Source organism: Streptomyces sp. NPDC021093, from assembly GCF_044333135.1.
Lineage (GTDB): Bacteria > Actinomycetota > Actinomycetes > Streptomycetales > Streptomycetaceae > Streptomyces.
The window spans coordinates 1-25,095 of the sequence record NZ_JBIRQJ010000005.1 but is presented as its reverse complement, the minus strand read 5'-3'; the positions used below and the strand labels follow the sequence as shown (position 1 = coordinate 25,095).

Below are 25,095 nucleotides of genomic sequence, written 5' to 3'. Positions count from 1 at the left end.
GGGGACCGACGTGTTCGCGAACTACCTGACCGGCCTGCGTGAAGGCCTCGAAGCCAGCCTGGTCGTCTGCATCCTGGTCGCCTACCTGGTGAAGACCGACCGCAGGGACGCCCTGAAGCCGGTGTGGACCGGCATCGCCGTGGCGGTGCTGATCGCACTGGGCTTCGGCGCGGCGCTCACCTACGGGTCGCAGGAGCTGACCTTCGAGGCGCAGGAGGCGCTCGGTGGTTCGCTGTCGATCGTCGCGGTGGCCCTGGTGTCCTGGATGGTGTTCTGGATGCGGCGCACCGCCCGGCACCTGAAGGCCGAACTGACCGGCAAGCTGGACGCGGCCCTGCAGATGGGCACGTTCGCACTGGTGGCGACCGCCTTTCTGGCAGTGGGCCGGGAGGGCCTGGAGACCGCGCTGTTCGTGTGGGCCTCGGTACGGGCGCTGGGCGACGGTACGAACGGGCCGTTGATCGGCGTCGCGCTGGGCCTGGCCACGGCGGTGCTGCTCGGCTGGATGTTCTACCAGGGCGCGGTACGCATCAACCTGGCGAAGTTCTTCACGTGGACCGGGGCGATGCTGCTCGTCGTCGCCGCGGGCGTACTGGCGTACGGCGTCCACGACTTGCAGGAGGCCCGCTTCCTCGGCGGCCTGTCGAACAAGGCCTTCGACATCAACGAGCAGATCCCCCCGGACAGCTGGTACGGCACGCTCCTCAAGGGCGTCTTCAACTTCCAGCCCGACCCGACCGTCCTCCAGGTCACGGTGTGGGCGCTGTACCTGGTCCCCATGCTCGTACTGTTCTTCGCCCCGGTAGGGTTCCGGACGTCGGTGACGGCTGGTACGACGGGCACGGCAGAGACGCAGAGGGCGACACATGAGGACGCGCACGCGAAGACTGAGGCGACGAGTGGCGACGCTGGCAACGGCGACGGCGCTGGCGCTGACGGCGAGCGGGTGCGTGACGGTGCACGGCGAGCTGGCCCTCGTCCCGGCGGCGACGAAGGCTGAGGCCGCCCAGGCCCTCAAGGACTTCACGGACGCCTACAACAAGGCGGACAAGGCGTACGACCCGGCCCTCACCGCGGGCCGGGTCACCGGCGCGCTCGGCGCCATCAACCAGGCGGGGCTCAAGGCCCGCCGCAAGCAGAGCCCCGGCGGCAACAAGGACCACCGGCCGCTGGTCCTCTCCGACACCCGGTTCCTGATCCCGAAGAAGGCGGGCTGGCCGCGCTGGTTCGTCGCCGACGCCGACAGCAACCGGGACACCGAGGGCGGCGACGGGCGCGCCGACAGCCGCTGGCTGCTCGTGTTCGTACGGGACGGCGCGGACCAGCTCTGGGAGGCCTCGCACCTGTTGACGGTGCGGCCGGACGAGCTGCCCGATTTCGCGGTGGACGGCGAGGGGTGGGCGGTGCCCGCCGACGAATCGGGTCTGCAGATCCCGCCGAAGGACCTGAGCCGGGCCTACGCGACGTACCTCCAGTCCGCGTCCGCCAAGGGCTCGGCCCGCTCGGCGGCCTTCGCCCCCGGCCCGGACACCACCACGTGGCTGGCCTCGCGCAAGCGGGCCTCGCAGCGCGTCGGCCGGTCCATGCAGTACCTGGACCAGGAGCTGAACACGGGCCCGTTCGCCCCGGTGGGGCTCGCCACCAAGGACGGCGGCGGCTTCGTCTTCTTCGCCTCCCGCCACTTCGAGAAGCAGACGGCGGCCCGCGGCGTACCGCTGCTCGACCTCAACGCGGACGTACGGGCGCTGATGACCGGCACCCCGAAGTCCACGCTGATGAAGGAACGGGTGTCGAGCCAGGTGGCGCTGGTGCCGAAGAAGGGCGCGGCGGGCACGGCGGTGGAGCTGGAGTCCCGCGTCCAGGGACTGGTCGCGGCCACCGGCTCGTAACACTCCGACAACTCCCTTGGCCTCCAGGGGAGTTGCTCGGGTTCAGCGTCCGATCGGCCAGGCCACCGCATGCGGGTCGGTGTCCGATCCCGCACCGTCCGCGTACCGGGCGCAGGCGTCGGTGAGGGTCTCCAGCAGGGTCAGCGGATCGGGCAGGGCGTGCTCCGGGCCGCGCACCCAGTGCACGTCCAGGTCGCCCGGCAGCCGGGCCGGCGGTACGAGGACGTAGCTCCCGCGGCAGTGCCAGCGCAGCCCCGGATGCTCGTCCATGGTCTCGGGATGGCAGTCCAGCTCGCAGGGCCACCACTCGTCCTCGTCCTCGGGGGTGCCCCGGGTCGCGGTGAAGAACAGCATGCGGGCGTCGGCCTCGCTGCCGCCCTCGCCGAACACGGCGACGGGACCGACCTCGATCCCGGCTTCGACGAGCCGCTCCAACGCACCGCGACCGGCCTCCAGCGGTACGTCGAGGACGTCGTGGACCATGCCGGTCGCGGTGATGAAGTTGGCCTGCGGCTGGGCGTTCGCCCACCGCTCGACCTGGGCGCGGTCGGTGGTCGACTGGGTCTGCCAGGCGAAGGACACGGGGTGCCGGGCGGGCGTCGGACAGCCGACGCGCTCGCACGAACAGCGATAGCCGGAGGGGTACGCGGCGGGGGCGAGCGGCAGCCCGGCGCCGGCGGCTGCGCGGAGCAGGTCGAGACGGTCGGCGGAGGTGTCGGGCACGGTCCTGCCGGCGGCCCTGCGGCGCAGCCACTGGGCGATCCGGCCGCCCTGCGCGGCCGGGGCGCGGTCGGAGCGGGCACCCTGTCCCGCGCCCGTCCTCGCCTCGGGATCCGAGCCTGTCCCTGCGCCGCGATTGCGGCCGAACTCCGCGCCCATCTGGCTCCTCACCCTTAAACGTCGGCCCCCGGCCCTGAGCTCTCGCCCCCGGCGGACCCGTCCATGCTCGCACCATCCTGCTCCTCCGGTGGCAGGTGTCCGCATCCGGGGTCACCGGTGACGGCACCGAGTGCCGTTCCCCACACCTTTCCCCGTGCCTTTCCGTACACCTCTTCCCACACCTCCCCGCGCCTTCCCCGTGCGGTGCTCAGCGCGGGGCGAGACCGTGCACGGCGTACTCGACGAGGCTGTCCGCGTACGCGTGGGTGAGCGGCGCCGTGCGCAGGAACCAGCGGTGGGTGAGCGGCCCGGTGAACAGCTCCAGGGCGATCTCGGGGTCCACGTCGGGCCGGACCTGGCCCGCCTCCTGCCCGGCCCGCAGCCGGTCCACGTACAGCTGGAGGGACGGACGCAGCATCTTGTCGACGTACTGGGCGCCGAGCTCCGCGTCGACGATGCCCTCGGCGGCCAGGGCCCGGGTGGGGATGTCGTACTTGGGGTCGACGAGTTCATCGACGGTCGCGCGCAGGACGAACTTGAGGTCGGCCACCAGGTCGCCCGTGTCGGGAAGCGCCTGCCCGACCTCTCCGACGGCCTCGGCCGCCTGCTCGTTGAGGTCCACGAAGGCCTCCAGGAGGACGGCCGCCTTGGAGGGCCACCAGCGGTAGATGGTCTGCTTGCCCACGCCCGCGCGGGCGGCGATGCCCTCGATGGTCGTCTTCTGGTAGCCGACCTCGCCGACGAGGGCGAGGGCGGCGTCGTAGATGGCGCGGCGGGAGCGGTCGCTGCGGCGGGCGGAGTCGGGGGTCTTGCCGGGGGCTGCCATGGTGGCAATCTACCAGCGGGGCGAGACGATACGCATCGTCTCTAGGTATCTCGTGGCACTCCGAACCACCCTTTCGGTGCACAGCTAAAAAGCCCCACCACCACCGACCATGGCACCAGGCACACACCGTGCCTCCCGGCCGTACCCGTCGTTCGTGAGGAGCCCTCATTGCCCGGACGCATTCGTGACGCCGCGCCCCGCCGCTACCTGATGTGCCCCCCGGAGCACTTCAGGGTCACGTACTCCATCAACCCCTGGATGGACCCCGCCAAGCCCGTCGAACTCCCCCTCGCCCTCGCGCAGTGGGAGGACCTGCGCGACCGCTACCTGGCGCTCGGCCACACCGTCGAGCTGCTCGATCCCCGCCCCGGCCTCCCCGACATGGTGTTCGCCGCGAACGGCGCCACCGTCGTGGACGGCCGCGTCCTGGGCGCCCGCTTCGCCTACGCGGAACGCACCGCGGAGGCCGAGGCCCACCGCGAGTGGTTCCGCGACCACGGCTTCGCGGACCTCCTCGAACCCGACCACGTCAACGAGGGCGAGGGCGACTTCGCCGTCACGTCCTCCTGGATCCTGGCCGGCCGCGGCTTCCGCTCGACCTCGGCCGCGCACGACGAGGCGCAGGAGTTCTTCGGCCGCCCGGTCATCGGCCTGGACCTCGTCGACCCCCGCTACTACCACCTGGACACGGCGCTCGCCGTCCTCGACGACCGCACCGACGAGGTCATGTACTACCCGGGCGCCTTCTCCCCCGGCAGCCGCGCCGTCCTCGCCCGGCTGTTCCCCGACGCGGTGATCGCCGAGGAGGCGGACGCGGCGGCCCTCGGCCTCAACGCCGTGAGCGACGGCCGCCACGTGCTGCTGCCGCACGCGGCGACCGGTCTGTACGAACCGCTGCGCGCGCGTGGCTTCGAGCCGATCGGCATGGACCTGGGCGAGCTGCTCAAGGGCGGTGGCAGTGTGAAGTGCTGCACGCAGGAGCTGCGCAGCTGAGAGGGGGTGGGGTTCGGGGAACTTGCTGTTCGGTGTTTGCCCGCGGGCACATTGTGGCTGGTCGCGCCCGCGCGGCGGAGCCGCATCGTCAGCACAGCCCCGCGCCCCTAAAGGGGCGGCCACTGGTCGCCCCAGTCGGTGTCGCGGGCAGCCTTGTAGAGGTCTCCGTGCTTCTTGGAGACGTTCTCCTTGGCCTGCTCGCCGTCCGCCCGGCACAGCTCCAGCATGACCAGGCCCTTGCGGATCTGCGGCTTGCGCACGACGCGGGCGGCGACCGGGGTGGCGTCGACCGCGTCGTCCCGCACCGCCGCCACGTACGCGAACTTCTCGTCCTCGTACGCCAGCGAACCCCCCTTGACCTTCCGGTGCAGCGAGGACCTGCTGACCCGGGCCGAGAAGTGGCACCAGTCGGTGCCCGCCGGGTCGATCGGGCAGGCGGCACTGTGCGGGCAGGGCGCGGCGACGCGCAGCCCCGCCGCGATCAGCCGCTCACGGGCCGCGAGGATGCGGCGGTAGCCGTCGGGCGTGCCCGGCTCGACGATGACGACGGCCCCGGACGCGGCCCGGGCGGCCTGGTCGACGAGGGTGTCCCGGTCGCCCTCGGTCAGCTCCTTCAGCACGTACGACACGGTGACGAGATCAGTGCTCTCGATGGTGAGCGCCGATCCGATCCGAGAGCGCTGCCACACGGTGTTGCGCAGCGCGGGCACCCCCGACGCCTCGGCCAGCTCCCGGCCGAGCGCGAGGGCGGGTTCCGCCCAGTCGAGGACGGTGCTCCGCTGCGTCCCCCAGGCCTCGGTGACGGCCCAGCTGGCGGCTCCGGTCCCGCCCCCGACGTCGAGGTGCGTGTCCGGCGTCCACCCGGGCGCGGCGTCCCGCAGCGCGCCGAGCGCGGACCGTACCGCCTCGAAGGTCGCGGGCATCCGGTAGGCCGCGTACGCGGCCACGTCGGAGCGGTCCCGCAGGACCGGGGCGTCGGTCGGAGTGGTCCCCCGGTAGTTGGCGATCAGCCGGTCGACGGCCTGCGTCGCCTGCTTGGGCGGCAGCCCGTCGAGCAGTCCCGCGAGGGCGCCGCGCAGGACTTCCGGGAGGGAGAGGGTGGAGTTCACCGGAAAAGTGTAGGGGGCAAAAAGGGACGTGAGGGAACTGCTGCGCATCCAGGGGCAGTTGCATACGCTGACAGCCGTTGACCGTTTCTGGGGGCGGCGCGTCCGGTGGGACGCGCCGGGGGAAACCGGGGGAAGCAATGGGACAGCGGATCGTGCGGACGGCACTGGTGGCCGGAGTCGCCGTCCTGGCGCTGCTGCTCGTCCTGGCCACCTGCGGCGGCGCCCAGGACGACAAGGGCAGCAAGGACGACAAGGCGGGCAGGGGCTCCGGCACGGACAGCGGTGCGGCCCGGACGGAGCAGGACACCGCGTCCGGGCCCGTCCCCCGCCTCCGGGTCCCCGCCGTGTACAGCACGGCGAAGGGGCGTGCCTGGCAGATCGTCGGCGGCTCGGCGGAGTACGCGCTCGCCCTGCCCCCCGCCGAACCGTCCACCGAACCGCCCGCCCGACCGTCCCCCGGGCCTTCCACGCAGCCGCCCGCCCAGCCGTCCCCCGGGCCCTCCGCCCACTCGCCCTCGTCCCCCCTCCTCGCCCACGTGGAGCGCTCCGGCTCCGGCCGGTTCGTGCTCCGTGCGTACGACGCGGCGACCGGGAAGCCCGTCTGGACGGGCCCGCCGTGGCGGTCCCTCTCCGACCCGGCGCACTTCCCCCGGCTGCTGTCCGTCGCCAAGGGCGACCGCCGCTTCTTCGTCACCTGGTCGTACGGGAAGGTCGGCGGCTCGGACGCGCTCTCGACCGGGGACTCGGTCGTCGCCCTCGACGTGTACGACGCCGGGACCGGCCACCAGCTCCACGTCGAGCTGCCCTGGACGGGCGTCCCGGTGGTGTCCGGCACCGGGCCCGGCATCCTGATCACCGACGGTGCGGCGGCGTCGACGGTGGTGGACCCGCTCACCGGGCGGCCGTCCACCGTGGCGGCGGACGACCTCCGGCCGCCCAGGGACTGCCGGAACTGCCGGGCCCGCACCGAGGTCAGGGGCCTGACCGCGAAGGGGCTGCTGGTCGGCGGGCGTACCGAATTCTGGGTGCGGGGCGGCTGGTACAGCAGGTCGGTCGCGCCCGTGGGCGCCGACCCGGCGTCCGGTCTGCCGACCTCGGTGACGGCCTCCGGCCACGTACTGGCGAAGTGGCAGAAGAAGAAGCCGGACGGCTGGGACCGGTGGGCGGTGCACGACGCGGACACCGGCAAGGTCCTCGCGACGGTCGACTGCCGCAAGCCGGCGATAGAGCCGGGCGCGTACCCGCAGGCGGCGACGGACCCGGGCGGCGGCTACCTGGTGGCGGGGAACCTGGCCTTCGACCTCCGCACCCCCGTCCCCAAGGGCGTGCGGACGGGCCACTGCTTCCAGGAGGAGGAGGGCACCAGGCCGGTGACCCTGACCTCGGTCACCGACGGGGGCACCGCGTACGGCACGACGAGTCCGACCTCGGCGGGCGGCACCCCCGTCGAGGTGCCGCTGGGCACCGCCGTACCGGCCGCGCTGGCGGACACCACGGTGCTGCCGGAGGCGGAGGTGGCGGGCACCGGCCTGTTCCGCTGGACGGACCGGCAGGACCGGCAGCACCTGATCGGGTACCCCCGTAGCTGAAACGCTGGCGCACCGGCGTGAACTCGGCCACTCTGAGCGGATGTTGCTGCCCAGCGCACACGAGCAGACCGAGCTGATCGAAGTCGTCCGCATCACCCCGGACGCCAACGACCCGCTGCCGAAGACCATGACGGGCGAGGACACGGCACTCTGGGAGGAGGCCGAGGCGCGCGAGGCGCTGGCCCTGGTGAAGGAGCTCCCGGCCAGCCGGCCGGGCCAGACGTTCCTGCCCGGATGGGGGCTGCGGGTGCACGGGGCGCGCGGCATGCTCTTCGAGATCGCGTTCTCGTACGAGTGCCACGCCGCCCGCCTCTGGGGCCCGGCCGTCCCGCACAAGCAGGAGGGCCTCTACCCCTTCGACCCCGACAGCGCACCGGCGGTGGAACTGCTGCGCCGCTTCCGCTCGCTCGCGTAACGGCGCCCAAGGGCAGCGGGCCACTTTCCGGTACTACGCCTCCGAGGTCCGCTGCCAGGGGCGGCACAGCCCCACGAAGCACCCCACGGCGAGCAGTGCGCACACCAGTTGTACGACGGCCATCGGGACCGCCGTCGTCTCGCCCGCGATGCCGACCAGCGGCGAGGCGATCGCACCGACCAGGAACGAGGTCGTGCCGAGCAGCGCGGAGGCGGAGCCCGCCGCGTGCGGGGTGCGCATCAGGGCCTGGGTGTTGGTGCTGGGCATGATCAGACCCATCGCCGACATGAGGACGAACAGCCCGGCGGCCACCGGCCACAGCCCGACCTTCCCGAACACTCCGCTCGTCATCAGCAGCAGGGCGACGGCGGCGAGGGTGACGACGGCGAGGCCGAAGGCCAGCACCTTGTCGAGGCGGACCCGGCCGACGAGGACCTTGCCGTTGATCTGGCCGACGACGATCAGGCCGACGGAGTTCACGCCGAAGAGCAGGCTGAAGGTCTGCGCGGACGCGCCGTAGATCTCCTGCACGACGAAGGGGGAGGCGCTGATGTAGGCGAAGAGGACGGCGAAGGCGAGACCGCCGGTGATCATGTACCCGGTGAAGACGCGGTCGGCGAGGAGCCCCTTCATGGTGCGCAGGGCCTCCCCGACGCCGCCGGTGTGCCGCCGCTCCTGCGGCAGCGTCTCGTGCAGCCACTTCCACACCACGAGGGTGAGCACGACGCCCACGCCCGTCAGCACGTAGAAGATGCCGCGCCAGTCGGTGAGGCGCAGCACCTGTCCGCCGATGACGGGCGCGATGACCGGGGCCACGCCGGAGATCAGCATCAGGGTGGAGAAGAACCTCGCCATCTCCACGCCGTCGTACATGTCGCGGACCACGGCTCGGGCGATGACGATTCCGGCGGCGCCCGCCAGGCCCTGCAACAGACGGAAGGCGATGAGGAGTTCGGCGTTCGGCGCGAGCGCGCAGATGGCGGTCGCGAGGACGTACACGACCATGCCGAAGAGCAGCGGACGGCGGCGCCCGAGCTTGTCGCTGAGCGGACCGACGACGAGCTGGCCGAGCGCCATGCCGGCCAGGCAGGCCGTCAGGGTGAGCTGGACGGTCGCGGCGGGCGAGCTGAGCGCCTTGGTCACCTCGGGCAGCGCCGGGAGGTACATGTCCATGGACAGCGGCGGCAGCGCGGTGAGCCCGCCGAGGACGAGCGTGACGAGGAGGCTGGTGCGACGGACGGCGGTGGAGGCGGGAGCCCCGGCGGTGGGCCCCGCCGCGGGGGCGGCGGCCCGAGCGGCGGCCTGGGCGGCCGGGCCGGTGGCCTGGGCGGGTACGGCGGTCACGGGGCCCGCCGTCGCGGCGGTGGCGGACTCCGCGGCTGCCGCCGCCGTCGCCGACTCGACCGCGGCCGTGGCTTCCGCGCCCGCCGAGGGTATGTGGTCCTGTCCCGCTGCCGCCGTCTTGCGGCCGCTGTCCGGCATCGTCGCTCCCGTTTCGTTGAATACCGACCTATGCTCTCAGCTCGTCCAGAGTGCTGGGAACAGGCTCCCGACGCGGGAGCGAGGGGTGGGGCGGATGAACAGCGGGCCCATACGCTGGGGAGTACTGGCCACCGGGGGGATCGCCTCGGCGTTCACCGCCGACCTGCGGAAGATGCCGGACGCGGAGGTGGTGGCGGTCGCGTCCCGCACCCCGGAACGCGCGAAGGCCTTCGCCGACCGGTTCGACATCCCCCGCGCGTACGGGAGTTGGGCCGAGCTGGCCGCCGACGACGACATCGACGTCGTGTACGTGGCCGGACCGCACTCGGCGCACCGGGCGGCGGCCGGGATGTGCCTGGAGGCGGGCCGCGCGGTCCTCTGCGAGAAGTCCTTCACCCTGAACGCCCCCGAGGCGGCGGAACTGATCGCCCTCGCCCGCAGCCACGACCGCTTCCTGATGGAAGCGATGTGGATGTACTGCAATCCCCTGGTCCGGCGTCTGGCCGCCCTGGTCGAGGACGGCGCGATCGGCGAGGTCAGGACCGTCCAGGCCGACTTCGGCATCCCCGGCCCCTTCGCCGCCGACCACCGGCTGCGCGACCCCGCCCAGGGCGGCGGCGCACTGCTCGACCTGGGCGTCTACCCGGTGTCGTTCGCCCACCTGCTGCTGGGCGAGCCAGGCACCGTACAGGCGACGGCGCTCCTCTCCCCCGAGGGCGTCGACCTGAACACCGGCATCCTGCTCGGCTGGCCGGACCGGGGCGCCCTGGCCACCCTGTCCTGCTCGGTCACCGCCGCGACCCCGGTCGTCGCGTCCGTCACCGGTACGAAGGGCCGCATCGAGGTTCCGCACGGCTTCTTCTTCCCGGAGCGCTTCACGCTGCACCGCGACGGCCACGACCCCCAGGAGGTCGTCGCCGCCGACGGCGTCCCGCACGACAGCCTGCGGCACGAGGCGGCCGAGGTGATGCGCTGTCTGCGGGCGGGCGCGCGCGAGTCCCCGCTCGTACCGCTGGAGGGCAGTCTGGCGGTGATGAGGACGCTGGACGCGGTGCGGGAGAGGATCGGTGTGCGGTATCCGCAGGAGGTGACTAGACGGGCTTGAGGCCCGGGTTGCCCGCCTCTGTGACGAAGGACGCGGCGGTGCGGATCGGGGCTCCCGGTGTCGTGACCGCCTCCATGGTCCGGAAGTCGGCGCGGGCCTGTTGCGGGGTGAGGGTGACCAGGGCGTAGCCGCGCCGCCCGTTGTAGTGCTTCATGTGCGGGTTGGCGCCGGTCATCCGCTCCCAGTCGGCGGGCCGGTCCAGCCCGTTCTTCCCGCTCGCTATGGAGGTGGTGACGATCTCGGTACCGACGATCCGGGCGCCGGGGTCGCGGAAGTCCCGCTTGATGTCGAGCCCGTACGAGACGTGCACGTCCCCGGTCAGCACCAGCAGGTTCTTCACCCCCGCCGACTCGGCCCCGGCGAGGATGCGCTCGCGCGAGGCCGGGTAGCCGTCCCAGGAGTCCATGCTGAGCTTGAAGCCGGGGGCCGACTGGTTGCGGCGCTCGGCGAAGGTCACCTGCTGCGGGAGGACGTTCCACACCGGCCGTGTCCCGCTGCGCCAGCCGTCGATCAGCCACCGCTCCTGCGCCGCGCCGGTCATGGTGCGCACCGGATTCTCCGACTCCGGCCCGGGGACCTGCCATCCGTCGCCGTACGCCTGGTCGGAGCGGTACTGCCGGGTGTCGAGGATGTCGAACTGGGCGAGCCGCCCGAACCGCAGCCGCCGGTAGAGCCGCATGTCGGGTCCCGTGGGCCGCTGCGGGGCGCGCAGCGGCTGGTTCTCCCAGTACGCGCGGTAGGCGGCGGCCCGCCGCAGCAGGAACTCCTCCGGCGGGACGTCGTTCTCCGGGGTGCCGCCCGCGTAGTTGTTCTCGGTCTCGTGGTCGTCCCAGGTGACGACGAAGGGGTGCGCGGCGTGGGCGGCCCGCAGGTCCGGGTCGGACTTGTAGAGGGCGTACCGCAGCCGGTAGTCCTCCAGGGTCACGGTCTCGCGGTTGAAGTGCGCGGGCAGCCGCCGGTCGGTGTACTTGCGCTCGCCGCCGACCGCGTTCACCGCGTACTCGTAGAGGTAGTCCCCGAGGTGCAGGACGGCGTCGACGTCCTCCCCCGCCAGATGCTTGTACGCGGTGAAGTACCCGTCGTGGTACGCCTGGCAGGAGACGACCCCGAGCCGCAGCTCACCGACGCGCGCCCCGCGCGCGGGCGCGGTCCGCGTGCGCCCGACGGGGCTCAGCCAACTCCCCGCCCGGAAGCGGTAGTAGAAGACCCGGTCCGGCGCCAGCCCGTCCACCTCGACGTGCACGCTGTGGTGGAACTCGGGATGCGCGGTGACGCTGCCCCGCCGCACGGTCCGCCGGAAGCGCTCGTCGTGCGCGACCTCCCACTCCACCCGGACCCGGGCCTTGGGCAGCCCGCTGTCCGTTTCGTACGGTCTGGGAGCGAGCCGCGTCCAGAGCAGCACGGAGCCGGGGTGGGGGTCCCCCGACGCCACGCCGAGCACGAACGGATCCTCCTTGATCCGCCGGGCGTCGAAGTCGGCGACGGAGGCGGCGTGGGCATCGGCGCCGCCCATGCCCAGGAGGTTGGTGGCGAAGGCGAGGGTGGCGGCGGCTCCGGCGACGGTGAGGAAGCCGCGCCGGTGGTGCGTCAACTGGCGTGCGGCGGCGAGCAGTTCGGGTGCGTGAGTACGGGTCATGCAAGAAGCCCACCCGCCGGGGACGGCCCCCGCTTGTCACGTACACGTCCACCACATGACGGACAGATGAGTTCCTGTGCGGCGCGGGTGACTACCCTCCCTGCCCATGAGCACTCAGAAGATCGCGGTGGTGACAGGGGCGGGCTCCGGCATCGGCCGGGCGGTGGCGGTGGAGCTGGCCGCGTCCGGCTGGTCGGTGGCGCTGGCGGGCCGGCGCGCGCAGCCGCTCGCGCGGACGGCGGAACTGGCGGGCGGCGAAACCCTCTCCGTCCCGACGGACGTCGCGGACCCCGAGGCGGTGACCGCGCTCTTCACGGCGGTACGGGAGCGGTACGGGCGCCTGGACCTGCTCTTCAACAACGCGGGAACGTTCGGCCCCGGCTCCACGCCGACCGAAGAACTCAGCCACGCCGACTGGCAGTCGGTGGTCCAGGTGAACGTCACCGGCGCGTTCCTGTGCGCGCAGGCGGCGTACCGGCAGATGAAGGAGCAGTCCCCGCAGGGCGGCCGGATCATCAACAACGGCTCGATCTCGGCCCACGCGCCGCGCCCGCACTCGGTCGCCTACACGACCACCAAGCACGCGATGACGGGCCTGACCAAGTCACTCTCCCTGGACGGCCGTCCGTACCGGATCGCGGTGAGCCAGATCGACATCGGCAACGCGGCGACGGACATGACGGAACGGATGCGGACGGGAATCCTGCAGGCCAACGGGCAGCTGGCGGTGGAGCCCGTGATGGACGTGCGGGAGGTGGCGGGGACGGTACGGCACATGGCGGAACTGCCGCTGGAGGCGAATATGCAGTTTGCGACGGTGATGGCTACGGCGATGCCGTACGTGGGGCGGGGGTGAGGTCGCGCGGGGCGGGGGGCGGTGGCGAGCGCGTGCGGTCGGGGAGAGGCGCGCCGCAGTGGGGGGGCCGCCCCCTTGCCCACCCTTCCCCAAGCTCTTAAGGAGCAGGGGAGACCCCACTGCCCCCGGGGGGGCGGCCCCGCTGCCCAAGAGGGCTGACTTAGGGGCGCGGGGAACTGCGCGATCAGCCACGACGTGCCCGCACGACGACCACCCCCGACCCGCGGCCAGTGGGAATGCAACCCGCCCCTCGGCCGTTGCCCGCAACATGACTACGACGCCTCGCCCCGCCACCCCCGAAATCCTCCGCTACACCGCCTTCTCCGCCGACCCCGCCGGCGGCAACCCCGCCGGAGTCGTGCTGGACGCGTCCGCCCTCGCCGACGCCGACATGCTCGCCATCGCCGCCGACCTCGGCTACAGCGAGACCGCGTTCCTCGTCCCGGCCGACGGCCAACACACCTACACCGTCCGCTACTTCAGCCCCAGAGCCGAAGTCCCCTTCTGCGGCCACGCCACCGTCGCGACCGCCGTCGCGCTCGGCGAGCGGCTCGGACCGGTCGACCTCGTCTTCGAGACGAAGGCCGGCACGGTGCCGGTGACCGTCACCACGGCCCCCGGCCGCACCCCGCACGCCGTCCTCACCAGCGTCGAGCCCCACACCGAGCCCGCCCCCGAAGCGGACGTCGCCGAAGCACTCGCCGCCCTCGACTGGGCCGCCACCGAGCTGGACCCCGCCATTCCGCCCCGGATCGCCTATGCCGGTGCCCGCCACCTGGTCCTGGCCGCGGCCACCCGCGCCCGCCTGGCCGACCTCTCGTACGACTTCGAGCGCCTGGCCGCGCTCATGCGCCGCCTCGACCTGACCACGGTCCAGCTCGTGCACCGCACGTCGGACACGGTCTTCCACGTCCGCGACCCGTTCCCGGTGGGCGGCGTGGTCGAGGACCCGGCGACGGGCGCCGCGGCAGCCGCCTTCGGTGCGTACGCGCGCGAACTCGGGCTGGTGGCCGCCGACTCGACCCTCACCCTCCACCAGGGCGACGACCTGGGCCGCCCCGGCGTCCTCACCGTCGAACTCCGCGCGGGCGACCCCCGCGTCCGGGTCGGCGGCACGGGAACCCGCATCACCGACCCGACCGCCCGGAGCCTGTCCGACTAGGGCCGGGCCCTCACGCCTGCCCCGTCTCGAACCGCGACACCTTCCCGCCGTCCACCACGAACCGCCACGCGGTCCGCATCGATCCCCAGGTGTCGTTCCGGTAGTCGACGACGAGCCCGAGCCCGCCGTCCGACTCCGACTCGACGTCCATGTGCCCGCCCGAGGAGAACATCTCCCGGTCGGTCCACTCCGCGAGGTCCCGGTCCGAACCGTCGTCGGACATGGTCGCGCCGGGTGTGAGCAGTGCGTGGAAAGCGGCCTTGTCACCGGCGTTCACCGCGGTGACGAAGGCCCGCACGGTGGGCTCGCTGAGCTGGTCGACAGGTACGGACATGGCGCTGCTCTCCTAGCTGTGAGGCGGTGGGGCTGTGGGACCCGGGCTGCTCCCGGGCCTCCCAGCCTGCCCCGCCCCACCCCGCCCCGCACCTCGGCGACCCCCCTTACCGCGCCTGAGCAGGGGAAACGTAGGAGAACCAGCCCTCGGTCTCGTCCCTCCCCAGCACCCGCTCCAGCACCAGGCCACCGGTCATGGCGGGGAAGTACCGCCCGGCGGGCCAGCTGCGCGCGTACGGCTCCGGATCGAGCACGAGCACCCGGACCCCACCGCGCCCGCCCTCCCCGCCGACCACCGGGATGTCGCTCGGATCCCCCTCGTTCCAGATCCAGCCCCCGTCGGCGCCGACCAGGTTGAACGACCCGTACGTCAGGACCTGCCCCGCCACGTCCCGGCACACGGCCACCGCGTCCGCCGACGGCGCGTCCCCCGGCAGGTGCCCGCCGCCCACCAGCGCGTCGGCGAGCAGCGTGTGCAGCTGGAAGTTGTCCCCGATGCCGCTGATCCGTACGAGGAAACCGGCCCTGCTCTCCCGGTGCAGCACCACCACGGGCTCCCCGTCGAGCACCCGCAGCGCGTAGCACAGGCCCTTGAAGGACTCCTCGGACGCCCACTCGATCCGGGCCAGCAGCGCCAGCAACTCCCGCCTGCACCCGACCTGTTGACGCCCGGCCTCCTCGTTCAGCATCGCGAAGGCCGCCATCCGCCACTGCGGCAGCGTCCACCAGGCGACGGCCGCCGGGAAGCCGACCCGCGCCACGACGTCGTCGTCCGGGCCCTGTGCGTGCTCCTCCGACTCCGGGTCGGGGAACTTCCCGCCCCCGGTCTCCTCCCAGAGCGCGCAGAACTCCAGTACGTCCTCCAGTACGTCCCGCATCCCCGCGAACACCCCGGGCGCACACAGCCCCGGATCCGCACCGCGCTCCGCACAGGCCCCGACGATCACCGCGATCACCGCCCGTATCCCGTCGGGTGCGGCGGTCAGCAGCCCGGCCAGCCGCGGCCCGCCCTCCCGCACCTCGTCCGGCCCTGCGTGCCCGAAACTCCGCCGTACCGCGTCGAAGGAGTCCCCGGTCGCCTGCGGATCACGCGCGGCGACGGCCGCCTCGAACTCCCCGACCGCACGCACGAATTCCCCACCGGTACCACTTGATCCAAAAGTCACCCGGGCACCCTAGTCCGTGCCCGATCCGTGCCTTCACCGGGCCCGTGCGACAGGTTCGGCCGTGAGCTGCCCGGCGAGTTCCATGCGTCGCCGTACGCCGAGCTTGCGGAAGCTGTTCGTCAGGTGGGTCTCCACGGTGCGCAGCGCCAGGTGCAGCAGTGCTGCGATCTCCGGGTTGGAGTGGCCCTGTGCGGCCAGGTCGCAGATGCGCCGTTCGCTGCTGGTGAGGGCGTGGGCGCCGGTCCGGCGGGCGGTGGCGCGGCGGGCTCCGGCGGCGGCGAGCAGGTCGGTGACCACGGCGCTCCAGCGGTCGGCGCCCATCCGCTCGGCGTACCGGGCGGCCTCCCGCAAGGTCTGCCGGGCGGCGGTGCGGTGACCGGTCTCGGCGAGCATCCTGCCGTGGGCGGCGAGGGCGGCGACGAGTTCGGGGGTGGTGTCGGGGGTGCGCAGCAGGTCGACGGCCTGCCCGACGGCCTGCAGGCCGGCCCGGCTGCCGGTGGCGGTGCCGAGCGCCCGCATGGCCCGGCCGATGCAGCGAGGGGTGCCCCAGCGGCGGGCCGCCTCCAGTTCCTCGGCCGCGAGCGCGACGGCCGCGCCTGGCCTGCCGAGGAGCAGGTGGCAGTCGGCCGCGGCGGACCGCCACGGGGTGACGATCGGGCTGATCACCTGCCGTTCGCTCTGCCGGCGGCCGCACTCCAGCAGGTCGTCGAGGGCGGCGGCGGGGTCACCTTCGGCGAGGCTCAACAGCCCTCGGGCGTACAGGAATTCGTTCCACTGCCAGGACCCCTGGGAGGCGTCGGCGGTGACCGAGCCTGCCAGTCGACGGGCTTCGGCGGTGCGGCCCGTCTCGGTGAGCGCGATGACGGCCTGTGCCACCAGGTGGGCGTTGTCCGGGCCGGAGGGGGCGGGGCGGGTGCGGTCCGGGGCCGGGTGAGCATGGTCGGGGGCGGGGCGCGCATGGTCAGGGGCGGGGTGTGCGGGCGGCGGGCCGACCGGGATGCCCCAGCCGTGGCACGCCTCCAGCAGTTCCCGGTAGCGGCCGCGCATCACCAGGCTCTCGGCGTGGACGCTGAGCAGGCTCTGGTGGCCCGGGTCGGACGACGGGCCACGGTGCCCGCTCAATCCGTCCTCGACCAGGCGGTCGGCGAGTGCGAGTGCGTCGGCCCACTGGGCGAGCGTGGCGGCGGAGGCCAGTACGTACGTCCGGGAGAGCCGGTCCGGCGGTTCCGCGGTCACCTCGCGGGCGACCGCGAGGGCCTCGGCGGCCGTCAACCGGCCGCTGGTGGAGTCGAATTCGGCGAGCAGCGCACGTACGGAAGGCGCCGGGCGCAGGGGTGCGGCGGCGGACAGCCTGCGCAGCCTGTCCACCGTTTCCAGCCAGCTGTCCCCGTCGTGCGAGGCGATCAGGGCCGCGGCGCCCTGAACGGCACGGGTCAGTTCCGGGTGGCCGGTGAACCGCTCGGACAGCTCCTCCATCACTTCCAGCGCGATCGAGGTCTGGCCACGGGCGGCGAGCGCCGCGCCCAGGGCGTTCGCGGCCTTGAAGACGCTCGTGTCGGACTGCTGCGCAAGCCGCACCGACTCGGCCAGGTGCCGTACGCCCAGGGCCCGTTCCGCCGGGCCCAGCGTCACCTCCAGACTGCCGAGTTCCGTCAGTACGCCGCCGCGCCGGGAGGGCGGCAGCGGCTCCTTCAACGCCCGTCGCAGAAAGCCCACCGCCTCCTCGGTCCTTCCCTCGCGGCACGCGGTGCGGGCGGCGCACAGCAGCGTGTCGGCGGCCCAGCCGGGCCCGCTCCCGCCCGCCGCCACCAGGAGCGCGGCGACCGCCTCGTCCGGTGCGCCCCGGCGGTGCAGCAGTTCGGCGCCCGCCCGGTGGGTCTCGGCCGGGACGCGGAGGGCGAGCAGCGCTTCCTCTCCCGTGGTCCGCCCTTCGGCGAGGGGCGCCCACGCGATCTCCCAGCGGTTGCCCTCGGGGTCGGCGATGTACGCCGACCGGCCCCCTGCGGGGCGGTCGGCCGGCCCTGCCACCGTGCCTGCACCGGCGGCCACCGCGGCCGCGAAAGCGGCATCCACCTGCTGCGCGCTCTCCACGGCACAGGTCAGCGTGATGCCCGACCACTCATGGATGTCCGAGGCGCTGCGGGCGGCCGTGACGGCGGGCGGCCCGGACACGGGACACAGCACCAGCAGTACCCCCGCGAGCAGGAAGCCGGCCCGGCCGTCGTCGCTGCCCGGCAGTTCCGCCCAGCCCAGTCCGCGGTAGAACCGGCGCAGCATCGGCACGTCCCGCGCACCGAGCGTCACTCTGCAAGGAAGAGAAGGCACCTCAGACATGATCAAGATCTTGCAGTTGGGGAAATCATCTGGCAACAACTGGCGATAAAAGGGCGTAATAAAGCCCGGTTCTGAACGGAAAATGGCCCTGCCCAAGGGAGAACCCTTGGGCAGGGCCACAGCAGAACGAGCCGGCCTGTACGCCGGGTTCTGTCTCACGGCCGCCTCGCGGCAGCCGCGGAGACGGCCATCCATCTAGGGCCGGCGTTGCCACCGGCCTCGTGCGGTCTACCCGCGAACTCGGGCGAGCAGCCCTCGGACGTCCGCGCAGAGCCGTCTTCCGACGGCCCCTCTTGACCTTGCTCCGGGTGGGGTTTACCTAGCCGTCCGAGTCGCCCCGGACGCTGGTGGTCTCTTACACCACCGTTTCACCCTTACCGAGGACCTCGCGGTCCCAGGCGGTCTGTTCTCTGTGGCACTTTCCCGCGGGTCACCCCGGGTGGCCGTTAGCCATCACCCTGCTCTGTGGAGCCCGGACGTTCCTCGGGAGGATCCCCGAAGGGTCCCCACGCGGCCGCCCGGCCGACTCGTCTGCCGTGCCGACCATGCTACCCGGCGGGGCGGGACGCGGCCGACGCCGCACGGCGGTGCTTGACCTTGCCGCAGCGTCAACGTTTCTACTGGGGGCATGCGGATCGGAGAGATCGCCGCGCTCGTCGGTATCACCACGCGTGCGGTGCGGCACTACCACCATGTCGGACTGCTGCCCGAGCCCGTGCGGCGGGCGAACGGCTACCGCGAGTACGGGCTGCGGGACGCCGTCGTGCTCGCCCGGATCAGGCGGCTCACCGAGCTGGGGCTCGGTCTCGACGAGGTGCGGGACGTCGTACGGGACGATGCGGGGCGCGAACTCGCCGAAGTACTGGGCGAGTTGGACGAGGACCTGGCCCGGCAGGAGGCGGAGATCAAGGCCCGGCGGGCGCGGATCGGCGTACTCCTTGAGCAGGCGCGGGACGGCAGCCTGTCGCCGGAGGGGCCGGTGTCGACGGAGCTGGGCGAGCTGCTGCGGGAGCTTCCGGCGGTCGGCGGCGCGGCGGCGAAGGACCGCGAGATGCTCGCCCTGCTGGACACCACCGCCCCGCCCGAGGCGCGCGGGCGGATGGTGGAGGCGCTGCGCGAGGCGGCGGCGGTGCCGGGCGCGGCGGAGCGCACCCAGGAGGTGTACGCCCTGCTCGACGCGCTGGTGGACGCGGCGGCCGACGATCCCCGGGTGCCGGAGGCGGCGCGGCTGCTGGCCTCCTGCATTCCGGACGGGCTGTGGGAGGAGGGGACGGCACTGGACGAGAACGACACCTTCCTGCGGGCGTTCTTCGCCGATTTCGCTCCCGCCCAGGCGGAGGTCGTACGGCAGGCCATGCACATCGTGACCAAGAGGGGTGAAGGCGGATGAAGAAGGTACTCAGAGCTGTCGCCTACACCGCGCTGCCCGCCGAACTGGCGCTGCTCGTCTGCCTGTTGAGCGGCGTACGGGTGCCGTCGGCGGTGCTGCTCGCCGCCGAGGCGGTGGTGCTGGCGGTGGTGCTGGCCGAGCTGGCCGTCTTCGTGGGGCTGCGGCGCCGCGGGCTCACGACGCGCGAGGCCGTGGCCGAGCTGGTGCCCGAGCCCGTACGACGGCTGCTGGGGCACGAGCTGCGGCTGTGGGTGTCGCTCGGGCGGTGGGCGGCGCGGCGCAGGCACGGGGTCGGGGCGGGGGATCTCGCGTTCGGCCACGCGAAGGCGCAGACTGCGCTGCTGTGGGGCTTCGCGTTCGTGTGCGTGGTGGAGACGGTGGGGCTGCATGTGCTGCTCGCGGGGCTGCCCGTGGTGCAGACGGCGTTCCTGGTGGTGGACGTATACACGGTGGTGCTGATCCTCGGGCTGCAGGGCGCCGCCGTGACCCGGCCCCATGTCGTACGGCCGGACGGCGGGCTGCGGGTGCGGGCGGGCGCGCACGTGGACCTGGACCTCCCGGCGGCCCTGATCACGTCCGTACGGTACGAGCTGCGGCTGAATCCGGGGGCGCAGGAGGACGGTCTGCTGGAGCTGGCCGTGGCGTCGCAGACCTCGGTGACCGTGGAGCTGAGCGCACCGGTGGAGGCCGTGTCGCTGCTGGGGAAGCGGCGCCCGGTGACCACCGTGCGCTTCCACGCGGACGACGCACGGGGGCTGGTGGAGGCGGCCAGGCGGGCGCGGGCGGACGCCGCGGACTCCATGAGCGCCACGGACTCCATGAGCGCCGCGGACTCCGTGCACGCCGCGGACTCCATGAACGCCGCAGACACCGTGCACGCCGCGGACACCGTGCACGCCGCGGACACCGTCAGGCCGGGGCGAACAGCACCTTCGCCGCCCCCGGGTCTGCCTGCGTCAGCCTGACCCGGATGCGTTCGCCGAGGGGAAGGTCGACGCCGCCCTCGACGCGGGCGATGACCGCGAGGTCGGCACTGTCCAACTGGACGGTGCCGACCGTCGGTTCACGGTCCTTGACGTCCACCACGTGCGCGTCGAAGAGCTCGCCGATGCGGTCCTTGAGGAGGGCCGCCTCGACGATGTCGACGCACTCGCGCTCGACGGTGTTCTGCCGCCGGGTGCCCTCCGCCATCTTCTTCGGGAGGTCGGGGAGCGCGGACATCACCCACTCCGGGGGCTCGTCGCCCGCCACCGCCGCCACGCACAGCTCGCCCGCGTACCGGTCGACGAGGCGGCGCAGGGGCGCGGTGCAGTGGGTGTACGGGGCCGCCACGGCGGCGTGGATCGCCGGGTCGGGGAGATCGCCGCCGGTGAAGACGGTGTAGCCCGCACCCCGGAGCAGGGTCGTGCACTCCTGCAGGAACGCGGCGTGGGCGGGTTCCGCCGGATCGAGACCGCGGACGATGTCGGCGTACGAGGTGTGGTGCGGCCAGTCGATGCGCAGGGCGCGCGCGGTGCGGCGCAGCCGGGCGACCGCGCCGTCCGGGGCGGCGGGGAGGGTGCGCAGGATTCCGGTGCCGGCCGCCGTCATGAGGTCGGCGGCGACCGTCCCGGTGAGCAGGGAGATCTGTGCGTTCCAGCCGTCGGCGGGCAACGGGGTGCGGTAGGTGAGGCGGTAGGCGCCGTCGCGGAGCTCGATCTCCTGCTCGGGGACGTTGAGGGAGATGCCGCCGCGGGCCCGTTCCTGCTCCTCGCGCAGCAGTCCGATGTCGCGGAGCAGTGCGAGGGGCTCCTCCGCCGTACCGGCGTCGACCCGCTGCTGCACCCCCGCGTAGTCCAGCTTGGCGCGGCTGCGGACCAGGGCGCGGCGTACGTCCGTGGCGACGGCCCGCCCGTCCGCGTCGAGGTCGATCCGCCACAGGAGCGCCGGACAGGTCTGGTCCGGGAGGAGGCTCGCGGCCCCCTCGGAGAGCATCTGCGGATGCAGCGGAACCTTCTCGTCCGGGAAGTAGAGGGTGGTGACCCGCCGGTGCGCCTCGGCGTCGAGCGCTCCGCCGGGGGCCACGAAGGCGGCCACGTCCGCGATCGCGTAGTGCACCCGGAACCCGCCGCCCGTCCGCCGCGCCAGGTGCATGGCCTGGTCGAGGTCGGTGGAGGCGGGCGGGTCGATGGTGAAGAAGGGGAGGTCCGTGGCGTCGTACGGATCGGCGGGCAGCATCGGGTTCTTCGCCGTCCGCTGTGCCTCGGCCAGCACCTCGGGCGGGAAGGCGTCGGGCCCCGCCGGATCGGCGGGCACGTCGAGCGTCGTCCGCAGCTCGCGCAGGGCTGCCCGCAGCGGAGCGGCCTCGGCGGCGCCGGTCACGTGGATATGGCGGCGTGGCATGGATCGAGCGTAGGACGCGCAGCCGGATGCGGCACGGCGGAAGGCGGCGGTCCGGCGTACTCGTCCAACGGATTACCGTTGCCTGGTTCGTTCACCCCGTACGTACGAAGGAGTCACCCCGTGCTCGTCCTCCTGCCGCCCTCCGAAGGAAAGGCCGCTCCGGGGCGCGGTGCCCCGCTGAAGCCGGAGTCCCTGTCGCTGCCGGGCCTCACGGCGGCCCGGACGGCGGTGCTGGAAGAGCTGGTGGAGCTGTGCCGGGGCGACGAGGAGAAGGCCCGGCTGGTGCTCGGGCTGAGCGAGGGGCTGCGCGGCGAGGTCGCCAAGAACGCCGAACTCCTCACCGCCGGCACGCGTCCCGCCGGGGAGATCTACACCGGGGTGCTGTACGACGCCCTGGACCTGGCGTCGCTGGACGCGGCGGCCCGCAAGCGGGCCAGGCAGTGGCTGCTGGTGTTCTCGGGGCTGTGGGGTGCGGTGGGGGTCGGCGACCGGATCCCCTCGTACCGCTGCTCGATGGGCGTGAAGCTGCCGGGGCTCGGGGCGCTCGGCGCGTACTGGCGGCCCGCGATGGCGGAGGTGATGCCGGAGGCGGCCGGGGACGGGCTGGTCCTGGACCTGCGCTCGTCCGCCTACGCGGCGGCGTGGAAGCCGCAGGGCGACGTCGCGGGCCGCACGGCGACCGTGCGCGTGCTGCATGCGCAGATCGTCGACGGCGTCGAGAAGCGGTCGGTGGTCAGCCACTTCAACAAGGCGACCAAGGGCCGGATCGTACGGGACCTCCTGGTGGCGGGTGCCGCCCCGGCGGACCCCGCCGAGCTGGTCGTCGCCCTGCGCGACCTCGGCCATGTCGTCGAGGCGGCGGAGCCCGCGAAGGCGGGCCGGCCGTGGTCGCTGGACGTGGTGGTCCACCAGATCCACTGAGGTCCGACGCGAGGCCGGACGCAAGGCCGGACGAGGTCCACCCGGGCCTGCCGGGCGCAGCCCGGCGCCCTTCGGAGCACTGGGTTGATGCGCGTAGAGTGGACAGGTTGCATTTCATCCAATCGCAACAACTGCAGCTCGTTCGAAACCCACCAGAGGAACCCTGTGCCCAGCTCATTGCGCGACATTCTGACCTCCGTGGCACAGGGGCAGTACCCGGCGCCCGACGGCCGGACCGTCGTCGTGCCCCAGCCGAGCCCCCGCGACGCGGGAGTGCTCGCCTTCACGGCGCACTCGGTGATCTTCTCCGACCAGGACCCGGAGTGGATACGGGCCACCCTGGAGGAGGCCTGTCCCGACCCCTTCTCGGCCTCCCTGCACCCGGCGTTCCTGGCCGCGCTGATGGTGCGCACCGGCCGCCGCATGGACACGGTCGGCTCGCTCACGCTGGCCTCCGCACTGGAGGGCCCGCCGCCGCTGGAGCTGACGCCGATCGAGGACCCGGACCACCCGAGGGTGGTGCGGGCCCGCAAGTACCGCGACGAGGTACGGGTCTGGTCGTCCGAGGGCGGCGGCATCCTGATCGTCGGCCGCGGTCTGGCCGGACGCTGGGAGACGGCGATCGAGGTGGACGAGGAGTCGCGGCACCGGGGCCTGGGGCGGGCACTGGCGGAGTCGGCGCGGCACATGATCCCGGCGGGCGACGTGATCTGGTCGCAGCAGGCCCCGGGCAACGCCCGAAGCGTCCGCGCCTTCCAGGCGGCGGGCTACCGGCCGGTGGGCGCGGAGGCACTACTGATCGCGGCCTAACACCCACGATCCCCACCCGGCACGCACCCCGGCCCGCACGAGGCCTGCCGGTAGCACCCGGGCCCGCACGGGCCCCGCGCGAATCGCACCCCCGCCCGCGCACGGCCTGCACCGGTCACACCCCGGCCCGAACCGGGACCGCGCGGCTCACGACCCGGCCCGCACGAGGCCTGCCGGTCACGACCCAGCCCACGCGAGGCCTGCCGGTAGCGGCCGGGCCCGCACGGGCCCCGCGCGAATCGCGGCCCCGCCCCCACAAGGCCAGCACCGGTCACACCCCGGCCCGAACCGGGTCCGCGCGGCTCACAGCCCCGCCCGCACGGGACCTGCCCGGCCCACGCCCCGGCCCGCACGAGGCCTGCCGGTCACGACCCAGCCCGCACGAGGCCTGCCGGTAGCACCCGGGCCCGCACGGGCCCCGCGCGAATCGCACCCCCGCCCCCACAAGGCCTGCACCGGTCACACCCTGACCCGAACCGGGTCCGCGCAACTCACAGCCCCGCCCGCACGAGGCCTGCCCGGCCCACGCCCCCGCCCGCACAGGCCCCGCGCGGATCGCGGCCCCGCCCGCGCACGCCCTGCACCGGTCACGCCCTGGCCCGAACGGGGTCCGCGCGACTCACGCCCCCGCGTGCACGAGGCCTGCCGGTAGCACCCGGGCCCGCACGGGGACCGCGCGGCTCACGCCCCGGTCCGCACGAGGCCTGCCGGTCACACCCTGGCCCGCACGGGCTCTGCGCCGGTCGCGGCACGACCCGCACGGGGCCTACGCCCACCACGACCCCGCCGCACGAGGCCTGTCGGTCGTGGCCCCGCCCGTACGAGGCCTGCACCCATCCCGACCCGGCCCGCACAGCTGCCCGGCTCACGGACCCCGCCCGCACGAGCCCTGCCCGGCTCATTCCCCCGCCCGTGCGAGGTCTGCCGGTCGTGGCCCGGTCCGGCTCGCGCGAGCTCTGCTCCGATGGTGTCCCCGACCGCCCCAGACGTTGCACATTGCGCAACGCTCGTTGCGCAGAACACTCGGTGCGCGGCAGGATGCCCTCATGGCCTCCTCCGCACCCTCCGGTCCCTCCGTGCTCGACCTCGCCCCCGTCGTCCCCGTGGTCGTCCTCGACGACGCCGTCGATGCCGTTCCGCTCGCCCGTGCCCTCGTCGCCGGTGGACTGACCGCCATCGAGGTCACCCTCCGTACCCCCGCCGCGCTGGACGCCATCCGGGCGATCGCGGACGAGGTGCCGGACGCGGTCGTCGGCGCCGGGACCGTCATATCCCCCGCCGGTGTCGCCGACTCCCTCTCCGCCGGAGCGCGGTTCCTGGTCAGCCCGGGTTGGACGGACACCCTCCTCGACGCCATGAAGGGGTCCGGACTCCCCTTCCTCCCCGGGGTGTCCACCACCTCCGAGGTCGTCGCGCTCCTCGAACGCGGCGTCACCGAGATGAAGTTCTTCCCGGCCGAGGCCGCCGGCGGCACCGCGTACCTCAAGTCGCTGTCCGCCCCGCTCCCGCAGGCCCGCTTCTGCCCGACCGGCGGGATCTCCCTCGCCTCCGCCCCGGCCTACCTCGGCCTGCCCAACGTCGGCTGCGTGGGCGGGACCTGGATGCTCCCGGCCGACGCGCTGCGGGACAAGGACTGGGGCCGGGTGGAGTCGCTGGCCCGCGAGGCGGCCGCACTCCGGTAGCCGTTGGTCGCCGGCCGGTACGACGAAGCCCCCGGCGGCCGCTTGAGTTCTAGTGGTTGTCGCAACACCCCAGCTCAGGGGATGCGATGGAGTTCGAGATCCGGGAGAACCGGGGGCGGCCGACCGGGAAGGGGAT

At 73.4% G+C, this 25,095-nt stretch carries 22 protein-coding genes and 1 other RNA gene; 13 read left to right on the top strand and 10 right to left on the bottom strand.

Translation table 11 applies throughout. The features are described from left to right. The first annotated feature begins 10 nt into the window (after positions 1-10). A complete protein-coding gene (gene efeU, locus ACH4SP_RS16210) occupies positions 11-1,000 on the top strand; it encodes an iron uptake transporter permease EfeU (RefSeq protein ID WP_398415219.1) in 990 nt (329 codons plus the stop codon). After that, positions 900-1,889 carry a hypothetical protein gene (locus ACH4SP_RS16205; protein WP_398415217.1) on the top strand — a complete coding sequence of 330 codons (990 nt, stop codon included), beginning with the start codon at positions 900-902 and terminating at the stop codon, positions 1,887-1,889. The genes efeU and ACH4SP_RS16205 overlap by 101 nt, the downstream gene beginning before the upstream one ends. Positions 1,890-1,931: 42 nt before the next feature. Here ACH4SP_RS16205 and ACH4SP_RS16200 read toward each other — a convergent pair whose 3' ends face one another. Both ACH4SP_RS16200 and ACH4SP_RS16195 read right to left on the bottom strand, forming a co-directional pair. After that, positions 1,932-2,768: a bifunctional DNA primase/polymerase gene (locus ACH4SP_RS16200; protein ID WP_398415215.1), complete on the bottom strand. Its 837-nt coding sequence runs from the start codon at positions 2,766-2,768 to the stop codon at positions 1,932-1,934. A gap of 208 nt (positions 2,769-2,976) precedes the next feature. Beyond that, positions 2,977-3,594, bottom strand: coding sequence for a TetR/AcrR family transcriptional regulator (locus ACH4SP_RS16195; RefSeq protein WP_398415213.1), 618 nt, complete (start codon positions 3,592-3,594; stop codon positions 2,977-2,979). 168 nt (positions 3,595-3,762) lie between these two features. On the opposite strand from ACH4SP_RS16195, the gene ddaH reads away from it, so the two are divergent. Continuing rightward, positions 3,763-4,587 (top strand): dimethylargininase, encoded by an 825-nt coding sequence (gene ddaH / locus ACH4SP_RS16190; protein ID WP_398415211.1) that lies wholly within the window; start codon positions 3,763-3,765, stop codon positions 4,585-4,587. Positions 4,588-4,694: 107 nt separating this feature from the next. On the opposite strand, the gene ACH4SP_RS16185 is transcribed toward ddaH, so the two are convergent. Next, positions 4,695-5,696: a small ribosomal subunit Rsm22 family protein gene (locus ACH4SP_RS16185; RefSeq protein WP_398415209.1), complete on the bottom strand. Its 1,002-nt coding sequence runs from the start codon at positions 5,694-5,696 to the stop codon at positions 4,695-4,697. Between the two features lie 137 nt (positions 5,697-5,833). On the opposite strand from ACH4SP_RS16185, the gene ACH4SP_RS16180 reads away from it, so the two are divergent. Together ACH4SP_RS16180 and ACH4SP_RS16175 are read left to right on the top strand one after the other, a co-directional pair. After that, positions 5,834-7,285 (top strand): hypothetical protein, encoded by a 1,452-nt coding sequence (locus ACH4SP_RS16180; RefSeq protein WP_398415207.1) that lies wholly within the window; start codon positions 5,834-5,836, stop codon positions 7,283-7,285. Between the two features lie 40 nt (positions 7,286-7,325). Next, positions 7,326-7,700: a hypothetical protein gene (locus tag ACH4SP_RS16175; protein ID WP_398415205.1), complete on the top strand. Its 375-nt coding sequence runs from the start codon at positions 7,326-7,328 to the stop codon at positions 7,698-7,700. Positions 7,701-7,733: 33 nt separating this feature from the next. Here ACH4SP_RS16175 and ACH4SP_RS16170 read toward each other — a convergent pair whose 3' ends face one another. Then, entirely contained in the window at positions 7,734-9,182 is a 1,449-nt protein-coding gene (locus ACH4SP_RS16170; protein WP_398415203.1) for a Bcr/CflA family multidrug efflux MFS transporter, read from the bottom strand. A gap of 94 nt (positions 9,183-9,276) precedes the next feature. Here ACH4SP_RS16170 and ACH4SP_RS16165 point away from each other — a divergent pair, with 94 nt between their 5' ends. Further along, positions 9,277-10,287 (top strand): Gfo/Idh/MocA family protein, encoded by a 1,011-nt coding sequence (locus tag ACH4SP_RS16165; RefSeq protein WP_398415201.1) that lies wholly within the window; start codon positions 9,277-9,279, stop codon positions 10,285-10,287. Here the strand turns inward: ACH4SP_RS16165 and ACH4SP_RS16160 are convergent. Continuing rightward, positions 10,274-11,923 carry an alkaline phosphatase D family protein gene (locus tag ACH4SP_RS16160; RefSeq protein ID WP_398415199.1) on the bottom strand — a complete coding sequence of 550 codons (1,650 nt, stop codon included), beginning with the start codon at positions 11,921-11,923 and terminating at the stop codon, positions 10,274-10,276. The genes ACH4SP_RS16165 and ACH4SP_RS16160 overlap by 14 nt on opposite strands. Before the next feature lie 106 nt (positions 11,924-12,029). Between ACH4SP_RS16160 and ACH4SP_RS16155 the strand changes: the two genes are divergently transcribed. Then, on the top strand, positions 12,030-12,779 hold the full coding sequence (locus ACH4SP_RS16155) for an SDR family oxidoreductase (RefSeq protein WP_398415197.1): 750 nt from the start codon (positions 12,030-12,032) through the stop codon (positions 12,777-12,779). Between the two features lie 268 nt (positions 12,780-13,047). Then, positions 13,048-13,941: a PhzF family phenazine biosynthesis protein gene (locus ACH4SP_RS16150; RefSeq protein WP_398415195.1), complete on the top strand. Its 894-nt coding sequence runs from the start codon at positions 13,048-13,050 to the stop codon at positions 13,939-13,941. 10 nt (positions 13,942-13,951) lie between these two features. On the opposite strand, the gene ACH4SP_RS16145 is transcribed toward ACH4SP_RS16150, so the two are convergent. From ACH4SP_RS16145 to rnpB, 4 genes are all read right to left on the bottom strand, one after another. Then, complete coding sequence (locus ACH4SP_RS16145; protein WP_398415193.1) at positions 13,952-14,275, bottom strand: nuclear transport factor 2 family protein; 324 nt, start codon at positions 14,273-14,275, stop codon at positions 13,952-13,954. A 106-nt stretch (positions 14,276-14,381) separates the two neighbouring features. Then, positions 14,382-15,404: a hypothetical protein gene (locus ACH4SP_RS16140; RefSeq protein ID WP_398415190.1), complete on the bottom strand. Its 1,023-nt coding sequence runs from the start codon at positions 15,402-15,404 to the stop codon at positions 14,382-14,384. A 69-nt stretch (positions 15,405-15,473) separates the two neighbouring features. After that, positions 15,474-17,744: a LuxR C-terminal-related transcriptional regulator gene (locus ACH4SP_RS16135; RefSeq protein WP_398415188.1), complete on the bottom strand. Its 2,271-nt coding sequence runs from the start codon at positions 17,742-17,744 to the stop codon at positions 15,474-15,476. A gap of 153 nt (positions 17,745-17,897) precedes the next feature. Continuing rightward, an RNA gene (gene rnpB, locus ACH4SP_RS16130) (RNase P RNA component class A) lies at positions 17,898-18,304 on the bottom strand. A 98-nt stretch (positions 18,305-18,402) separates the two neighbouring features. Between rnpB and ACH4SP_RS16125 the strand changes: the two genes are divergently transcribed. Beyond that, a complete protein-coding gene (locus ACH4SP_RS16125; protein ID WP_398415186.1) occupies positions 18,403-19,164 on the top strand; it encodes a MerR family transcriptional regulator in 762 nt (253 codons plus the stop codon). Further along, the gene (locus tag ACH4SP_RS16120; RefSeq protein ID WP_398415184.1) at positions 19,161-20,129 is read left to right on the top strand and encodes a hypothetical protein; all 969 of its coding nucleotides are present in this window, start codon (positions 19,161-19,163) and stop codon (positions 20,127-20,129) included. Before ACH4SP_RS16125 ends, ACH4SP_RS16120 begins: the two co-directional genes overlap by 4 nt. Here the strand turns inward: ACH4SP_RS16120 and ACH4SP_RS16115 are convergent. Further along, positions 20,074-21,546 (bottom strand): RNB domain-containing ribonuclease, encoded by a 1,473-nt coding sequence (locus tag ACH4SP_RS16115; RefSeq protein ID WP_398415182.1) that lies wholly within the window; start codon positions 21,544-21,546, stop codon positions 20,074-20,076. The genes ACH4SP_RS16120 and ACH4SP_RS16115 overlap by 56 nt on opposite strands. Positions 21,547-21,666: 120 nt before the next feature. Here ACH4SP_RS16115 and yaaA point away from each other — a divergent pair, with 120 nt between their 5' ends. The 3 genes from yaaA to eda all read left to right on the top strand — a co-directional run bounded on the left by yaaA (position 21,667) and on the right by eda (position 24,959). Beyond that, positions 21,667-22,467 carry a peroxide stress protein YaaA gene (yaaA, locus tag ACH4SP_RS16110; RefSeq protein ID WP_398415179.1) on the top strand — a complete coding sequence of 267 codons (801 nt, stop codon included), beginning with the start codon at positions 21,667-21,669 and terminating at the stop codon, positions 22,465-22,467. 165 nt (positions 22,468-22,632) lie between these two features. Further along, complete coding sequence (locus ACH4SP_RS16105) at positions 22,633-23,277, top strand: GNAT family N-acetyltransferase (protein ID WP_398415177.1); 645 nt, start codon at positions 22,633-22,635, stop codon at positions 23,275-23,277. 1,046 nt (positions 23,278-24,323) lie between these two features. Beyond that, entirely contained in the window at positions 24,324-24,959 is a 636-nt protein-coding gene (gene eda / locus ACH4SP_RS16100) for a bifunctional 4-hydroxy-2-oxoglutarate aldolase/2-dehydro-3-deoxy-phosphogluconate aldolase (protein ID WP_398415175.1), read from the top strand. Positions 24,960-25,095: the final 136 nt, after the last annotated feature.

What these genes read in the sequence shown, in the direction of transcription:
- ACH4SP_RS16200 (WP_398415215.1), bottom strand. Translation starts at nt 2,768, where the DNA reads ATGGGCGCGGAGTTCGGCCGCAATCGCGGCGCAGGGACAGGCTCGGAT.
- ACH4SP_RS16195 (WP_398415213.1), bottom strand. Translation starts at nt 3,594, where the DNA reads ATGGCAGCCCCCGGCAAGACCCCCGACTCCGCCCGCCGCAGCGACCGC.
- ACH4SP_RS16180 (WP_398415207.1), top strand. Translation starts at nt 5,834, where the DNA reads ATGGGACAGCGGATCGTGCGGACGGCACTGGTGGCCGGAGTCGCCGTC.
- ACH4SP_RS16175 (WP_398415205.1), top strand. Translation starts at nt 7,326, where the DNA reads ATGTTGCTGCCCAGCGCACACGAGCAGACCGAGCTGATCGAAGTCGTC.
- ACH4SP_RS16170 (WP_398415203.1), bottom strand. Translation starts at nt 9,182, where the DNA reads ATGCCGGACAGCGGCCGCAAGACGGCGGCAGCGGGACAGGACCACATA.
- ACH4SP_RS16165 (WP_398415201.1), top strand. Translation starts at nt 9,277, where the DNA reads ATGAACAGCGGGCCCATACGCTGGGGAGTACTGGCCACCGGGGGGATC.
- ACH4SP_RS16160 (WP_398415199.1), bottom strand. Translation starts at nt 11,923, where the DNA reads ATGACCCGTACTCACGCACCCGAACTGCTCGCCGCCGCACGCCAGTTG.
- ACH4SP_RS16155 (WP_398415197.1), top strand. Translation starts at nt 12,030, where the DNA reads ATGAGCACTCAGAAGATCGCGGTGGTGACAGGGGCGGGCTCCGGCATC.
- ACH4SP_RS16150 (WP_398415195.1), top strand. Translation starts at nt 13,048, where the DNA reads ATGACTACGACGCCTCGCCCCGCCACCCCCGAAATCCTCCGCTACACC.
- ACH4SP_RS16145 (WP_398415193.1), bottom strand. Translation starts at nt 14,275, where the DNA reads ATGTCCGTACCTGTCGACCAGCTCAGCGAGCCCACCGTGCGGGCCTTC.
- ACH4SP_RS16125 (WP_398415186.1), top strand. Translation starts at nt 18,403, where the DNA reads ATGCGGATCGGAGAGATCGCCGCGCTCGTCGGTATCACCACGCGTGCG.
- ACH4SP_RS16120 (WP_398415184.1), top strand. Translation starts at nt 19,161, where the DNA reads ATGAAGAAGGTACTCAGAGCTGTCGCCTACACCGCGCTGCCCGCCGAA.
- ACH4SP_RS16115 (WP_398415182.1), bottom strand. Translation starts at nt 21,546, where the DNA reads ATGCCACGCCGCCATATCCACGTGACCGGCGCCGCCGAGGCCGCTCCG.
- eda (WP_398415175.1), top strand. Translation starts at nt 24,324, where the DNA reads ATGGCCTCCTCCGCACCCTCCGGTCCCTCCGTGCTCGACCTCGCCCCC.